At 71.4% G+C, this 15,109-nt stretch carries 12 protein-coding genes; 5 read left to right on the top strand and 7 right to left on the bottom strand.

What is annotated here, in order from left to right:
* Positions 1 to 17: 17 nt before the first annotated feature.
* The 4 genes from cydD to A3CE_RS0124390 form a co-directional block, all read right to left on the bottom strand.
* Positions 18 to 3,185 carry a thiol reductant ABC exporter subunit CydD gene (gene cydD / locus A3CE_RS0124405; protein ID WP_020642738.1) on the bottom strand — a complete coding sequence of 1,056 codons (3,168 nt, stop codon included), beginning with the start codon at positions 3,183 to 3,185 and terminating at the stop codon, positions 18 to 20.
* Positions 3,186 to 3,292: 107 nt separating this feature from the next.
* Positions 3,293 to 4,300 (bottom strand): cytochrome d ubiquinol oxidase subunit II, encoded by a 1,008-nt coding sequence (cydB, locus tag A3CE_RS0124400; protein WP_020642737.1) that lies wholly within the window; start codon positions 4,298 to 4,300, stop codon positions 3,293 to 3,295.
* Between the two features lie 230 nt (positions 4,301 to 4,530).
* Positions 4,531 to 6,000, bottom strand: a complete 1,470-nt coding sequence (locus tag A3CE_RS0124395; protein ID WP_026468811.1) for a cytochrome ubiquinol oxidase subunit I — start codon at positions 5,998 to 6,000, stop codon at positions 4,531 to 4,533.
* Between the two features lie 79 nt (positions 6,001 to 6,079).
* A complete protein-coding gene (locus A3CE_RS0124390; protein WP_020642735.1) occupies positions 6,080 to 7,039 on the bottom strand; it encodes a S41 family peptidase in 960 nt (319 codons plus the stop codon).
* 187 nt (positions 7,040 to 7,226) lie between these two features.
* On the opposite strand from A3CE_RS0124390, the gene A3CE_RS0124385 reads away from it, so the two are divergent.
* Both A3CE_RS0124385 and A3CE_RS0124380 read left to right on the top strand, forming a co-directional pair.
* On the top strand, positions 7,227 to 7,814 hold the full coding sequence (locus A3CE_RS0124385; RefSeq protein WP_020642734.1) for a TMEM165/GDT1 family protein: 588 nt from the start codon (positions 7,227 to 7,229) through the stop codon (positions 7,812 to 7,814).
* A 56-nt stretch (positions 7,815 to 7,870) separates the two neighbouring features.
* A complete protein-coding gene (locus tag A3CE_RS0124380) occupies positions 7,871 to 8,518 on the top strand; it encodes a DUF998 domain-containing protein (RefSeq protein WP_020642733.1) in 648 nt (215 codons plus the stop codon).
* On the opposite strand, the gene A3CE_RS0124375 is transcribed toward A3CE_RS0124380, so the two are convergent.
* Entirely contained in the window at positions 8,515 to 9,156 is a 642-nt protein-coding gene (locus tag A3CE_RS0124375) for an IclR family transcriptional regulator (RefSeq protein ID WP_020642732.1), read from the bottom strand. The genes A3CE_RS0124380 and A3CE_RS0124375 overlap by 4 nt on opposite strands.
* Positions 9,153 to 10,007: a hypothetical protein gene (locus A3CE_RS0124370; protein WP_281170651.1), complete on the bottom strand. Its 855-nt coding sequence runs from the start codon at positions 10,005 to 10,007 to the stop codon at positions 9,153 to 9,155. The genes A3CE_RS0124375 and A3CE_RS0124370 overlap by 4 nt, the downstream gene beginning before the upstream one ends.
* 85 nt (positions 10,008 to 10,092) lie before the next feature.
* Between A3CE_RS0124370 and A3CE_RS0124365 the strand changes: the two genes are divergently transcribed.
* From A3CE_RS0124365 to A3CE_RS0124355, 3 genes are all read left to right on the top strand, one after another.
* A complete protein-coding gene (locus tag A3CE_RS0124365) occupies positions 10,093 to 11,262 on the top strand; it encodes a homogentisate 1,2-dioxygenase (RefSeq protein ID WP_020642730.1) in 1,170 nt (389 codons plus the stop codon).
* An 82-nt stretch (positions 11,263 to 11,344) separates the two neighbouring features.
* Positions 11,345 to 13,153, top strand: a complete 1,809-nt coding sequence (locus tag A3CE_RS0124360; protein WP_026468810.1) for a substrate-binding and VWA domain-containing protein — start codon at positions 11,345 to 11,347, stop codon at positions 13,151 to 13,153.
* A complete protein-coding gene (locus tag A3CE_RS0124355) occupies positions 13,153 to 13,890 on the top strand; it encodes a hypothetical protein (protein ID WP_020642728.1) in 738 nt (245 codons plus the stop codon). The genes A3CE_RS0124360 and A3CE_RS0124355 overlap by 1 nt, the downstream gene beginning before the upstream one ends.
* Here the strand turns inward: A3CE_RS0124355 and A3CE_RS0124350 are convergent.
* Entirely contained in the window at positions 13,887 to 15,101 is a 1,215-nt protein-coding gene (locus A3CE_RS0124350) for an MFS transporter (RefSeq protein WP_020642727.1), read from the bottom strand. The two genes, A3CE_RS0124355 and A3CE_RS0124350, sit on opposite strands and share 4 nt — an antisense overlap.
* Positions 15,102 to 15,109: the final 8 nt, after the last annotated feature.

Genomic DNA, 15,109 nt, shown 5'->3' with positions numbered 1-15,109 from the left:
AACACCGCGGGAATCGATCACGGCACCGGCACCCGGGCGACGACCCGGCCGTCGCGGACTTCGAGCACCACGTCCGCGCCGTCGGCTTCTTCGGCGCGGTGGGTCACGTGCACCACCGTCCGGCCCGCCAGCGCCTCCCGCAGGTGCGCGCGCACCGCCTGCGCCGTCGGCTCGTCGAGGTGCGCGGTCGGCTCGTCCAGCAGCACGAGACCCGCCGACGGCGCCCCGAGCAGCGCCCGGGCCACCGCGACCCGCTGCGCCTGTCCGCCGGACAGCCCGCTGCCGCCGCTGCCGAGCACCGTCTCCAGCGAGACGTCGGTGAGCGCGGCCTGCCGCAACGCCTCGCGCAACTCGTCGTCGGTCGCCGTCGGGCAGGCCAACCTGAGGTTCTCGGCGACCGTCGTCGCCGCGAGCATCGGCTCTTGCGGTGCCCACGCCACTCCGTCCGGAACGGCGACCACACCCTGCCGGGGAGCCACGAACCCGAGCAGGGCGGCGACGAGCGTCGATTTGCCCGCGCCACTGACGCCCACGACCGCGGCATATGTCCCGGGGGCGAGTTCGAAGCCGACGTCGTGCAGCACAGCCGGGCCTCCTGGCCAGCCGAGGTCCGCTCCCCGCAGCGCGACCGCCGTTCCCGGCACTGGCGAGGGTGACTCCGGAACGTCCGCCAAACGGCGACGCGCGCGCTGCAGCGTGTCCCAGTGCTGCGCCACCGGCGGCAGCAGCGCGAGAACCTCCGCCAGGGCGAGCGGGACCAACGCCGGCAGCGGCGCCAGGACCGGGTCGAGCCGTCCGGCCGCGACGGCCTGGGCGGCGAGCGCCGTGCTGACGATCGCAGCGGCGCCGCAGACCAGGGTGACCAGCGCTTCCGCCGCGCCCGCACCGAAAGCCTGGCGACGCGCTTGCGCGACCAAGCGCGTGTCAGCGTCCGCGAGGGCTCGGCGATGGTCCCGAGCCGTCCCGAAGGCGAGCAGCTCGGCCGCCGCTTCGAACAGCACCAGGACTCGCGACGCCACCTCGCGACGGCCGGCCGCCAGCGCCGAAGTCGCCCGGCGCTCGGCGCGCAGCGCGACCCACGGCGCGCACAGCCCGAGCGCCACGGCCGCCGCGAGCGTCAGCCCGGCCGCGGGCAGGACCCACGTCTGCACGGCGATCGCCCCGGCCGCGACCAGCGCGACCACCAGCGGCGGCGACACCACCCGAGGCAGGAGGTCGCGCACGGTGTCGACGTCGGCGACCAGGCGACGTTGCCCCTCGCCGGCCCGCAGGCTCCGCGCGGGCCCGAGCCGGACCAGCGAATTCCACAGCCGCACCCGGAGACGGCCGGCGATGCGGAACGCGGCGTCGTGCGTGACCAGCCGCTCGGCGTACCGAAGCCCGGCGCGGCCCAGCCCGAACGCGCGGACGCCGACGACCGCGACCGTCAGGGTCAGGATCGGCGGTTGCTGGGACGCCTTGGCGATGAGCCAGCCCGACGTCGCGGTCAGCGCCACCCCGGCCAGCAACGCGACCGCGCCCAGCACGGCGCCGCCGAAGAGCCGGCTGTCGAGGAGAGCGCGCCACGTCAGGGGCGGCCGCGAAGAGTCCTCTGTAGACAGTTCCGGGGCGGCCGGAACGTCGGACGGCATGTCGACCGCGGCCGTGCGCTCGTGGGCCGCGATGATCGCCGCGGCGCCGCTGTCGACGGCGCGCTGCACCGCGTCCAGCACCACCCGCGCGCTGGCCTCGTCGAGGTGGGCTGTCGGCTCGTCCAGGAGCAGCAGCCAGGCGCCGCTCCGCACCCGGTGCAGCGCCCGGGCGACGGCGACGCGCTGACGCTGGCCCAGTGACAGCCGGGAAACCGGCCGGTCGGCGAGCCCGGCCAGCCCGACTTCGGCGAGCAGGTCGTCGGAGCCCGCTTCCTCGCGAACCGTGCCGCCGGCGAACACCGGCGACTGCGGCACCCACGCGACCTGCTCGCGCCAGCGCGCGAGGTCGGCGTCGGCGAGGTTCGCCGGGCCGACCGTGATGGCGCCGTCGTCGGCCGGGACGAAGCCGAGCAACGCCGAGAGTGTCGTCGACTTGCCGCCGCCGCTCGGGGCGCGGAGCCAGACCGTCTCGCCGGGACGCACCGAGAACGTCTCGCCGTCCGGCGCGAACCCGCCGCGTCGCGCGACGCGAAGAGACGACACGCGCAGCTCGCCCCGCGAAAGAACCGCGCTCCCCGCAGGAGGCAGCGGGAGCGCCAGCAGGTCGGCGACGCGCCGGACCGCTTCGACGCCGTCCTCGCTGGCGTGGAACGCGGCGCCGACCGCGCGCAGCGGCTGGTAGCACTCCGGCGCGAGGATCAGCACACCCAGCCCGATGGCCAGCGGCAGGTTCCCGCCGACGAGCCGGACGCCGATCACCACCGCGACCAGCGCCACCGAGAGCGTCGCGATCAGTTCGAGCACGAACGCCGAGGAGAACGCGACCTTCAACGTCTTGAGCGTCGCGCGGCGGTGGCGTTCGGACAGCCGCCGGACGGTCTCCCCTTGCGCGGCGGCGCGGCGGAACGCCGTCAGCACCGGCAGCACGCGGACGAGCTCGAGGAGCCGTTCGGACATCCGGTGGGTCGCGTCGGTCGCGCCGGCGACGCGGCCGGCGGTGTACTTGCCGACGAGGATCGCGAACATCGGCAGCAGCGGCACCGTCAGCGCGACGATCACGCCGGACGGCCAGTCGGCGAACAGGATCGCGGCGCCGGCGCCGAGGGGGACGACGGCCGCGGTCACCAGCGCGGGCAGGTATTCGCGGAAGTAGGCGTCGAGCGCGTCGAGGCCGCGGGTGGTGAGCGCGGTCAGTTCGCCGTGGCCGCGGCGGGCGACCCACTCGGGGCCGAGGCGCAGTGCGTGGTCGACGGCTTTGGCGCGCAGCTCGCGTTGCGCGGTCGCGGCGGCGCGGGCGGAGACCGTGCGCACCGCCCAGCCGGTCAGCGCGCGCGTCGCGACGAGCGCGAGCAGCGCGGCCGGCTGGGCGGTGCGTCCCCCGGAACCTGCTCCGACGATCGCCGCGAGGACGTCGGCGAGCAGGAATGCCTGGGCCACCAGCGCGGCGGCGTTGAGAAAGGACAGGAAGCCCACCAGGGCCAGCGCTCGGCGCACGGCCGGCACGAGGGCCGGCAGTGCGCCGAGCGGGCCCTTTCCCGGCCGCGCCGAGTCCACTGTGGACTCCGAGGCGAGAAGGGGAGCGCGCCCGGGAAGCTGTGACAGCCGGGGCGCCGCCCCGGGCCGGGGGCTCCGCCACCCGGAACCCCCGAAAAAACGCTTCATCATGGTGCGTGAACCACCGGGATGTGCTGAGTACCGATGCGTTTGCGGAAAACCCAGTACGTCCAGCCCTGGTAGATCAGCACGGCCGGGGCGCCGAAGGCGGCGACCCAGGTCATGACGGTCAGCGTGTACGGGCTCGACGCGGCGCCTTCGATGGTGAGGGTGTTGGCGGCGTCGAGCGTCGAGGGCAGGACGTTCGGGAAGAGCGCGCCGAACATGGTGACGGCGGCGCCGGCGATGACCACGCCGAGCGCGGCGAAGGCCTGCCCGTCGCGGTCGGCGCGCAGCCGCAGCCAGGCGACGACCGCGGCGAGAGCACTGATCCCGAACGCGAGCAGTGTCCACAGCGTGCCTTCCCGCCACTGCACGACGGTCAGGAACGCAACCATCGGCACCATGGCGATGGGTAGCATCTTCACGGCCAGCCTCTTCGCGCGTTCCCGCAGGTCACCACTGGTTTTGAGGGCGAGGAACGCGGCGCCGTGGGTGATCGAGAAGGCGGCGATGGCGACGGCGCCGAGCAGGGTGTCCCAGCGGACGGCGGCGAACGCGGAGCCGACGCGGTTGCCGTCGGCGTCGAGGGGCAGGCCGAGGACGGTGGTCGCGAGGATGAGGCCGACGCCCAGCGGCGGCACCCACGAGCCGGCCATGATCACGCGGTCCCAGTTGCGCCGCCAGCGTTCGGAGTCGACCTTGCCGCGGTATTCGAAGGCGACGCCGCGGCCGATGAGGGCGAGCAGGACGAGCAGGAGCGGCAGGTAGGCGGCCGAAAACAGGCTGGCGTACCAGCCGGGGAAGGCGGCGAACATGGCTCCGCCGGCGACGATGAGCCAGACTTCGTTGCCGTCCCAGACGGGCCCGATGGTGTTGACCATGACCCGGCGTTCGGTGTTGTCCTTGGCGAGCACGGGGAGCAGCATGCCGACGCCGAAGTCGAAGCCTTCGAGGAAGAGGTAGCCGAGCCAGAAGAAGGCGATGACGGCGAACCAGACGATGGCGAGGGTCACCGGGCACCTACCACAACACCCCGGCGCTTGCCGCCGTTCGCGGCCCGATCGCCGTGAGTTATCCACAAGGGGTCGAGTTGTCCACAGATCTGCTGTGGGTAACCCGCGCGAGTGACCAAGCCGATACGCTGGGTTCGGGGCCGCCCCCCGGGACGGGTGGGGGCTGCGTTGGGGGAGTTCGGGGCCGGCACAAGGCCGCTGAGCTGGGGATTTGTCATCTTCGGGCCCCCTCAGTATGCGAAGGCGAGTGTGTCGTCGCCGGTTTTGTCGGGTTTTTGCTTCGGGGGCATCACCGCGTCGACGCCGCCTCGGACGTACTTGCGCATCAGGTACAGCTCCACCACGCCGAGGGCCGCGTACACCGTGGTCAGGGCGATCAGGGACGTCCACACCTCGCCCGTCGTCAGGCGGGAGACCGCCTGGGCGGTGAACATCCACACCCCGTCGACGCCGGTCGGGTTGGGGACGACCACGAACGGCTGACGGCCCATCTCCGTGAAGATCCAGCCCGCGCTGTTGCCGAGGAACGGCGTCGCGATGCCGCCGAGGACCAGCCAGGGGAACCAGCGGGCTGTCGGGACCCGGCCGCGGCGGGTCAGCCACAGGGCCAGGACCCCGATGCCCGCCGACACCGCGCCGAAGCCGATCATCGTGCGGAAGCCCCAGTACGTCACCGGGAGGTTCGGCACGTAGTCGATCGGCTTGCCGGCCAGCGACCCCAGCATCGGGTCGTCCGGGTAGTTCGTGCCGTACTTCGCCTGGTACTCGCCGACCAGGTTCTCCACGCCCTTGACTTCGGTCTTGAAGTCGTTGTGCGCCAAGAACGACAGCAACGCGGGCACGTTGAACGTCTTCACGTCTTCGCAGTTCGCGCCCGACACGTCGCCGATCGCGATGATCGAGAAGCTGGCGGGCTTTTCCGTGTGGCACAGCGCTTCCGCCGACGCCATCTTCATCGGCTGCTGCTCGAACATCAGCTTGCCCTGCGCGTCGCCGGTGATCGCGAGGACCGCGAACGCCGCCACGCCGACCCAGCCGCCCAGGCGCAGCGAAGACCGCCACACGTCAGCGTGGTCGCCGCGCCGCCACAGGTGCCAGCCCGCGACGCCCACCAGGAACGCCGCCGCCACCGAGAACGCGCCGGCCAGGGTGTGCGGGATCGCGGCCAGCGCCGTGTTGTTCGTCAGCACCGCCCAGATCGAGTTCATGGTCGGCTTGCCGTTCTCGAACGTAACCCCCACCGGGTGCTGCATCCACGAGTTCGCGGCCAGGATGAAGTACGCCGAAGCCATCGTGGCCAGCGAGAACGCCCACGCGCACATTAAGTGAACACGCTTTTGCAGCCGGTCCCAGCCGAAGATCCACAGGCCGAGGAACGTCGACTCGACGAAGAACGCGACGAGCCCTTCCATCGCGAGCGGCGCGCCGAAGACGTCGCCGACGAAGCGCGAGTACGCGCTCCAGCTCATCCCGAACTGGAACTCCTGCACGATCCCGGTCACCACGCCCATGGCGAAGTTGACCAGCAGCAGCTTGCCCCAGAACTTCGTCATCTTCAGGTGCCGCAGCTCGCCGGTGCGGACCCAGGCGGTCTGCATCGCCGCGACCAGGATCGACAGCCCGATGGTCAGCGGGACCATCAGGAAGTGGTAGACGGTCGTGATACCGAACTGCCACCGCGCTAGCTCTAGGACCTCCACGTGGTCCAGCCTGCTCCGGGGCCGGTGCCACAGCCAGATCAACTGGTCCCGTCCGGCCCAGGACCAACGTCCCGGGTGACTACAGCTGGTCGAGCGCCTTCCGTGCCTCGTCCGCCACGACCTGCCGGGGACCCGCGTCCCCGAGCTCGAGGACGTGCCGCAGCGCCAGCGCGTACGCGGTGTCGAACGCCTTGTCCGCGGCGACCGGGACGTCCGGCGGCACGCCGGCGCCCTCCCAGTTCTCCCCCGACTTCGGGTCGTACGAACGGGCGATCGACACCGTCACGTCCAGGTAGGTGTCCACTTTGTACTGTTCGCGCGGGTGGGCGCCGCCCCGGGTCGGCTCGCCGACGGTCTTCGCGCGCTCCTGCCGCTGCAGGGAGAAGGCGAGGTCCTCGCCACCGGAGAACGTCGCCGGGCCGGTGAGCACCCAGATCGGCTTGGTGCCGCCGAACTTCGGGCCCGGGACGTACGGCAGCGTCCACATCTGGGTGACGCGGTCGCCGTCGCGCTCGTAGATGTCGAGGTAGTGGGTCCGCTCGTCGACGAGGTAGCTCTGCAGGAACGCGCTCGTGTCCGGGCTGCCGCCGCGGTTGTGCCGCACGTCGAGCAGCAGCGCGTCGGCCGCCGCGACCAGCGTCATCGCCGCGGAGACCGCCGGCGCCGCGAGGTCGAGCGGGTACAGCAGGGTCGTGTCGACGTAGCCGACGTTGCCCGGGAGCCGCCGCACCGCCGCGATCCCGAAGTTCTCCAGCTCGGCCGCGCGCCGGAAGTCCTCGGAGGCGTACTCGGCGTCGCCGTCCTCGGCCACCGGGCCGGCGTGGTGGCGCAGCCGCAGGTGCTGATCGTCGTTCACCGACTGGAGGTCGGCTGTGACGGCCGTCGCGAACTCCGGGTCGTCGAGGTCCGCGTACGCACCTTCGTCGAGACGAGCGCGAAGCACCTTCGCCAGCTTCTCAGCGACGTCCGGGAAGACGTAGTGGTCTTCCAGCCGCCGGATGACCTCGTTGACCTGCGCAGCGCGCGCCTCAGACCCCATGCGGGGCAACTTACCGCATCCCACAACCGAAAATTCGGTGCGCCGAAAAAATATGTGCGACGACCCTGGTGGTCAAATTCATGGCCGCCGATCAGGCAATTTCGCGCGAGCCATCAGCTTGCGACGTTCGGAATCTCCCCTTTATCGTTGCAGTGAAAGGGGCGAAGAAATACTCATGACTGCCGCGATGGTGGCGTTGATCAGCGCGTTCGGCCTGGTCCTCGCCGTGGAGCTGCCGGACAAGACGCTGGTCGCGACCCTGGTGCTGACCACCCGTTTCCGCGGCTGGCCGGTTTTCGCCGGTGTCTGCGCCGCGTTCGCCGTGCAATCCGTCATAGCGGTCGCGTTCGGCAGCGTGTTGACGCTGTTGCCGGACGTAGTCCTTTCGCTGGTCGTCGCCGCGATGTTCAGCCTCGGCGCTTTCATGCTCCTTCGCGAGGGATTCAGCCAAGCCGACGAAGCAGGCGAAGACGCTTCGCGCTCCGGCCCCTCGGGGCTGTCCTTCACGCGCTCCGCGATGACGTCGTTCGGCGTGCTCTTCGCCGCCGAGTGGGGTGACGCCTCCCAGCTCGCGACGGCGAGCCTCGCCGCCCGGATCGGCAACCCGTTCGCCGTCGGCGTCGGCGCGTTCAGCGCGCTCGTCGTGGTCGCCGGGCTCGCGGTGTTCATCGGCGCCAAGCTGCGCAGCCGGATCCGGCCGAGGCTGATCCAGCGCTGCGCCGGGTTCGCCTTCGCCGGGTTTGCGGCGTTCGCCCTGCTCCAGCTGGCCTTCTGACCGATCTTTCACAGGTTCACCCGGTAACCTTTCGGCAACGAAAGGGAGAGCACCAGGTGAACAAGCCTTCGACTGCGGTCTCGCCGCTGCACGGCCGGGTCGCGCTCGGCGGCATCGGCCTGGCCGTGGCCATCTCGATCGACCTGCACCTGCGGCTGTCCGGCCAGGTCAGCCCGATCTGGCAGACGCTGTCGGAGTACGTCTACGGCAAGCTCGGCACGTCCTCGGCCGCTCCCCTGTTCAGCATCATGTGCCTGGCGCTGTCGCTCGGCTCGGTGGCGCTGCTCGCCGGGATCGCCAAGGCCCACCGCCCGGGCACCACCGCTGTCTGCGTGCTGCTCGGCGTCTGGTCGGCCGGGCTGCTGGTCTGCGGGCTCGTGCCCGTCGACCCCGGCGGCCAGGCGCGTTCGCTCGCCGGACAGGTCCACAACATCGCCGCGCTCACGGCGTTCATCGCGCTGCCCGCCGCCGCGTTCGTGCTGACGAAGAAGGGCCGCGAACGCTGCCCGTGGGAACCCCGCCGGACGACGATCCGGCGCCTGGCCACGGCGAGCTTCGCCAGCGTCGGCGTGGTGCTCGGCGGGTTCGTCCTGACGCTCGTGCTCGGCCCGGCTCAGCAGGACGTCACGCTGGGCCTCTTCGAGCGCCTGCTGTTCACAGTGGACGTCACCCTGTTGCTGACGATGGTCCGGCCGCTGCGTTAGCCGTCCGTCTTCAGGATGTCGGCGAGCCGGGTGGCCGCCGCGACGACCTGAGGGCCCACGTCGGCCGCTTTCAACGGCTCCAGGGAAATGACGCCGACGCTCGCCCGCAGTCCCGGCACCCCGCGAACCGGCGCGGCGACGCCGGACGCGCCCGCCTCGAGCTCACCGGTCGACGTCACCCAGCCGTCGCCGCCGGGGCGCAGGGTCATCGCCTTGCCGGCCGCGCCGGCGGTCAGCGAGTGCCGGCTGCCCACTCGGTAAGCGACGTGGAAATTGGTCCACGACGGCTCGACGACGGCCACCGCAAGCGCTTGCGCCCCCTGGGCGACCGACAGGTGCGCGGTCGCGCCGACCTTCTCGGCCAGCTCGCGCAGCACCGGCCCGGCCGCGTCGCGCAGCTGCGGCAGCACCTGCCCGGCCAGCCGGAGCAGGCCGACGCCGAGGCGGACCTTGGTGCCGTCGCGCCAGACCAGCCCGCGTTCGGACAGCGGCACGAGCAGCCGGTAGACGGCCGCGCGGCTGGCCCCGATGGCCACGGCCAGCTCGGAGATGGTCGCCGCGTCGCCGCCGGCATCGGCCACTGCCTGCAGCAGCGCCAAGCCCCGGTCGAGCGTCAGCGACCCCTCCCGGCTGGTCACAGCAAGCCGAGTTCGCCCAGGTCGGCGACCGGCTCCTCGAACGACGCCGCCGCGTAGGAGGCGAAGAGCGACCGCACGGCCTTCGCCGCGGGCTCGGACAACGCACGGGCCTCGTCGGCCAATGCCTCGGCGTCGGTCGACTCCAGCGCACCCCGGACGTCGCCGCCGGCGAGGCTGCGCGCGGAGGCCACGAGCAGGTTCAGGAAGCCGTGGTGCACGAACCCGGTGCCGGGGTCGGTGTGCCGGACCGCGCGGTGCAGGCTGTTCGTCGCCTTGAACGACGCCCCGGCCGCCCCGCTGACGACAGCGAGGAAGTCCGCCACCTCGTCGACGCTGGGGAAGTTCTCGCCCGCCTGGCCGCCGCAGCGGATCTTCGGCCAGCTGCCGTGCTCGATCACCTTGCGCACGCCGTCGAGCCAGCCGACGCCGCGCCGCGGCTCGACCACCCGGATGACGTCCTCGGGGACGAACTCCGAGACGCGCTCCAGCCACACTTCGTCGACGTCCGACGGCGCCGGCATCTCGACCATCCGCAGCGCGAGCAGCTCGCTGCGTGATTCGACGATCGAGATCGCCTTCGGGACGCCGCCGAGGCCGGTGTCGATGATCAGCGACAGGGGCAGCGGCTGCTTCGGCTTGATCTTGATCAGCTCGGTGATCAGCTCCGGCAGCCGGGACGCCTGACAGAGGAAAACCCCCAGTACACCGGCGTGTTCGGACTCCCGGCTCGCGAAGTGCGCGCGCAGTGCTTCGGGCATGGCCGCATCGCCCGGAGGGAACAGCGCCGAGTCGTCGACGAGCCTCGCGAACAGGGGAGGAATTCCACGGGGGCCGGGGGGAGTGAGTTCCACAGCGCTTGACACGAATGACACGCTAGTAGCGTACGACATCAGGACAAAATCGTTCGCACAACGAACACGTCAGAAGGGGACGTCGATGCCTTACTACCGGCAAGTAGGCGAGATCCCGCACAAGCGGCACACCGCGTTCCGGAAGCCGGACGGTGGGCTCTACGCCGAGGAGCTGATGGGCGTCGAGGGCTTCTCCGCGGACTCCGCGCTGCTCTACCACCGCGGCCTGCCGACGGCGATCGTCGACGCCGTCGCGGTCGAGGAGGACCGCGGCTCGCTCACCCCGAACCACCCGCTCAAGCCGCGGGCCTTCAAGACCCAGGACCTCAAGTTCGGCGGCGAGGCCGACGCGGTGACCGACCGCCGCCGGCTGTTCGGCAACGCCGACGTCACCATCGGGTTCGTCACGGCGACCGCGCCCAGCCCGCTGTACCGCAACGCGGCCGGCGACGAGCTGTTCTACGTCCAGGGCGGCTCCGCGACCGTCGAGACGATCTACGGCCGCCTCGAGGTCGGCGACGGCGACTACCTCGTGATCCCGACGTCGTGCACCTACCGCGTCCTCCCCCACGGCGAGGTCCACCTCTTCACGCTGGAGGCGCGCGGGCACATCGGGCCGCCGAAGCGCTACCTCTCGGCGAAGGGGCAGTTCCTCGAGCACGCGCCGTACTGCGAGCGCGACATCCGCGGGCCGTCCGAGCCGCTGCTGGAAGACGGCGAGGACGTCGAGGTGCTCGTGCGGCACCGCGCCGGGCTGACGCGGTACACCTACGCGACCCACCCGTTCGACGTCGTCGGCTGGGACGGCTGCCTCTACCCGTGGGCGTTCTCCATCGACGACTTCGAGCCGATCACCGGCCGCGTGCACCAGCCGCCGCCCGTGCACCAGACGTTCGAGGGCCCGAACTTCGTCGTCTGCTCCTTCTGCCCGCGGAAGGTCGACTACCACGAAGACGCGATCCCGGTGCCGTACAACCACGCGAACGTCGACTCCGACGAGCTGATGTTCTACGTGCGCGGCAACTACGAGGCGCGGAAGGGCTCGGGGATCGGGATCGGCTCGCTCTCGCTGCACCCGTCCGGCTTCACGCACGGCCCGCAGCCGGGCGCGGCCGAGGCGTCGATCGGCGCGGAGTTCTTCGACGAGACCGCGGTCATGGTCGACACGTTCGCGCCGCTGGACCTCGGCGAAGCCGCCGAGGCGTCCGAAGACCCCGGCTACGCGTGGACGTGGTCGGGTCGCAGCCCTAAGTGATAATCAAGTTTCGGAAATACCGTCCCATCTCCGTTCCCGCGCCCGGATAATGAAATTCCGGGTGGCGAAGCGGGAGGGTTCGATGATCAATTCCCAACCAGCGCGGCGCAAGAGAAAGATTCTCCCGTTCCTGGCCGCGATCGTGGTCGCCGTCGGGCTGATCATCGGAATTCGGTACTGGACCAGCGGCCCGAGCGACGAGGCCGACGCGCCGAAGTGCTCGGGTGCGGACGCCATCGCGCTCAACGTCGCTTCTTCTCCGGAAAAGGTCGGAATCGTCCAAGAAGCCGCGAAGGCCTACTCCGGACGGACGGTGGCGGGGCACTGCGTCGACGTGGTCGTCCGGTCGAAGTCGTCCGGCGTGACGATGCTGGCGCTGGCGAAAGGCTGGAACGAAGCCACCGACGGCCCCCGCCCGGACGTCTGGACGCCGGCCGCGAGCGCCTGGATCAACCTCCTGCGGGTCAACGCGAAGGGCGACACCGGGTCGATCGTGCCCGACGGCGACCCGCAGTCGATCGCGAACTCGCCGCTGACCGTCGCGATGCCGAAGCCGATGGCCGAGGCGCTGGGCTGGCCGGCGAAGCCGATCGGCTGGAAGGACCTCGCCACGCTGGCGACCGACCCGGCGGGCTGGGCGAAGTACGGCCACCCGGAGTGGGGCAGGTTCCGGCTCGGCAAGACGAACCCGAACATCTCCACCGCCGGGCTGAACGCGACCATCGGCGCGTACTACGCGGCCACCGGCACGTCGTCCGACCTCACCGCGGCCGCACTCGAGAAGCCCGAAGCCAAGCAGTTCGTCACGAACATCGAGCAGGCGATCGTGCACTACGGCGACAACACGCTGACGTTCCTGACAAACCTGCAGAAGGCCGACGACAAGGGCGCGGCGCTGTCCTACATCTCGGCGGTGACCGTCGAGGAGAGCTCGCTGATCGGCTACAACCAGGGCAACCCGACGAACGACCCGGCCAAGGTCGGGCAGCACGCGCCGCCGAAGGTCCCGCTCGTGGCGATCTACCCCAGTGACGGGACGCTGAACTCCGACCACCCGTTCGTCACGCTGAACTGGGCCGACCCGACGCGCAAGCAGATCGCCGCGGACTTCCTCGGCTACCTGCGCATGGACGAGACGCAGGCGAAGTTCGCCGCGCTGGGCTTCCGGTCGTTCGACGGCAAGCCGGGCCCGCAGGTGACCACGGCCAACGGCGTCCAGCCGGACGCGAAGATCACCTTCCTGCGGCCGCCGTCGCCGTCGGTGCTGGCGAAGCTGCTGGCCTCGTGGACGGATCTGCGCAAGAAGGCGAACGTGCTGCTCGTGGTCGACGTCTCGGGCTCGATGGGCGACGAGGTGAGGGGCACCGGCAAGAGCAAGATCGACCTGGCGAAGCAGGCCGCGATCGACTCGCTCGGCCAGTTCGTGCCGCGGGACCAGGTCGGGCTGTGGCAGTTCTCGACCCGGCTCGACGGTGACAAGGACTACCAGGAGCTGCTCCCGGTTCAGCCGCTCGGCCCGAACGGCAAGGAAACCCTCGCGATGCGGCTCAGCGGGCTGACGCCCCAGTCCGGTACGGGGTTGTACGACTCGTCGCTGGCCGCGTACGAGTACATGAAGGCCCACCTCGACCCGTCGGCGATCAACGCGGTCGTGGTGCTCACCGACGGCCGCAACGAGGACTCCGGCGGCATCGACCTCGAGCACCTGGTGCCGCAGCTGCACCCGGAGGGCAACGCGGAGTCGGTCCGGCTGTTCACGATCGCCTACGGCTCGGACGCCGACCAGGACGTGCTGAAGCAGATCGCGGAAGCGACGGCGGGTTCGGAGTACGATTCGTCCAAACCGGACTCGATCAACCAGGTGTTCACTTCCGTGATTTCCAATTTCTGATGAAGTTCGCCCGTGAGCTCGCCGAACCGTGGGGGCTGCTGATCGCCGCCACGTCGGCCGGGGCGGCGTGGGCCGTGCAGCTGCCGGTCGTCGCCGCTGTCGGGGTCGGGGTGGCGGTACTCGCCGCGCGGGCGGGCGTGGCGGTCGCAACCCGCGAGAAGGAGCCTGCACCGCGCGAAGCACGGGTGCTCGACGTCGCGTCCGGATCGGCCGAGGCGAACTGGCTGAACCGGGCCGAGAGCGCGGCCGACGGGTTCGTCTCGCTGAGCGAATCCCTCGCCACGGGCCCGCTCGCCGAGCGCGTCGCGGACATGGAGCCGGTGGTCCAGGAGACGCTCTCGACACTGCGGCGGCTGGCCGGCCGTGCTTCGGCGACCGGCAACGCCCTCTCCCGGGTCGACCTCGACGCCGTCGCGCACGAACGCCGCCGGCTGCAGCGTGAGCTGCGCACCGCGAACCCCGAGGTGCGCGGCGACCTCGAACAGGCGCTGACGGCGGTCCAGGCCCAGGCGGACGTGCACGCGCGGCTTTCCGGCGCCCGGGACAAGCTGCTGGCCCAGCTGCAGTCCGGCGCGCTCGGCCTGGACAGCCTGGTGGCGCGGGTGGCGGAGCTGACGGCGGCGACCACGGACGTCGCCGTGGACACCGGCGCCGTCCGGGAGCTGAGCGACCAGCTGGAGGGCATCCGGCAGGGCGTCCTCGAAACCGAGCAGGCGACGCGGAGGTCGCTGGGTTAGGCGGCCACCGGTGTCCGGTCGCGGCGGGGCAGCAGCAACGGCGTCGCCAGCACCAGGACCCCGGCGATCCCGATCGCCATCCGCGGGCCGGTGAAGCCGGCGAGCACACCCCAGATCGCGGTCAGGGCGGCGATCGCCGCCTTGGTGCTGACCGACCACGCCGACAGGGTCCGCGCGACACGGTCGGCCGGGAGCTGCTCCAGCCGGTAGGTCACGAGCACCGGGTTGAAGACGCTGCAGCTGACGATCAGGCCGAGCTCGACGACCATGACGTACACCAGCCCGCCGGGGCCGGCCGGGGTGAAGGCCAGGGCGAGCAGCCAGCACGCCCTGACCGCGCCGGCCGTCACCAGGACGGGGTGCCGCCCGAAGTGCTCCACGAGCCGTGGGGTGAGGCGCGAGCCGGCCAGCCCGCCGAGACACGGGACGGCGAACGCGAGGCCGTACTGCCACGGCGTGAACCCGAGCCGGCTCAGCATCAGCACGGCGAGCAGCGGGTCGATGCCCATGACCAGGCCGTTGAACACCATGGCGTTGAAGAGCAGCGGCCGCAGTCCCGGGTGTTTCAGCAGGAAGCGCCACCCGTCGGACAGATCCCGCGCGCGCAGCCGGGCCGCGGTGCGCGGGCGTGGCTCGCCTCCGCCGATCTCGCGGATCCCGAGCGCGGAAAGCAGGAAGCTGACGGCGTTGGCGACCACCGATGTCACCGGCCCGAACAGCGCGAACGCCGCCCCGCCGAGCGGCGGGCCGAGCGCGGTGGCGGTCCAGTTGGTGGACTCGAACCGGCCGTTCGCCACGAGCAGGTCTTCGGGCGGCACCAGTCCCTTGAGGAAGGCGCCGCTCGCGGAGGTGAAGGTGATGTCCGCCGCGGCGACGACCACGGAGACCGCGAGGAGCTGGGCGAAGCTCAGCAAGCCGACGGCGTAGCAGGCCGGCACGCTGATCAGCGCGGCGAACCGGACGAGGTCCATGGCCATCATCACGGGCCGCTTGCGGCGCCGGTCGACCCACGGGCCCAGCGGCACGGCCACGAGCGCACCGACGGCCGGCCCGACGGCGGCGAGCGCCGAGACGGCCGCGGGCCCGGCGCGCAGCACGAGGATGGCCAGCAGGGGGAACGCACCGAAGCTGAGCCACGTACCGAACGCGCTCACGGCGTAAGCCGACCAGAGCCACCTGAACCGCGGCCCCAGCGACCGCCCGCGCATCACCGGGAGAT

The sequence above is a fragment of the Amycolatopsis balhimycina FH 1894 genome (genome assembly GCF_000384295.1).
GTDB classification, from domain to species: domain Bacteria; phylum Actinomycetota; class Actinomycetes; order Mycobacteriales; family Pseudonocardiaceae; genus Amycolatopsis; species Amycolatopsis balhimycina.
Note: the sequence above shows the minus strand (reverse complement) of the source record. Positions and strands in the feature narration are given on the sequence as shown.

Excerpts from the sequence above, each read along its gene's own strand:
- A3CE_RS0124365 (WP_020642730.1), top strand. The coding sequence starts at position 10,093 with ATGCCTTACTACCGGCAAGTAGGCGAGATCCCGCACAAGCGGCACACC.
- A3CE_RS0124360 (WP_026468810.1), top strand. The coding sequence starts at position 11,345 with ATGATCAATTCCCAACCAGCGCGGCGCAAGAGAAAGATTCTCCCGTTC.
- A3CE_RS0124390 (WP_020642735.1), bottom strand. The coding sequence starts at position 7,039 with ATGGGGTCTGAGGCGCGCGCTGCGCAGGTCAACGAGGTCATCCGGCGG.
- A3CE_RS0124355 (WP_020642728.1), top strand. The coding sequence starts at position 13,153 with ATGAAGTTCGCCCGTGAGCTCGCCGAACCGTGGGGGCTGCTGATCGCC.
- A3CE_RS0124385 (WP_020642734.1), top strand. The coding sequence starts at position 7,227 with ATGGTGGCGTTGATCAGCGCGTTCGGCCTGGTCCTCGCCGTGGAGCTG.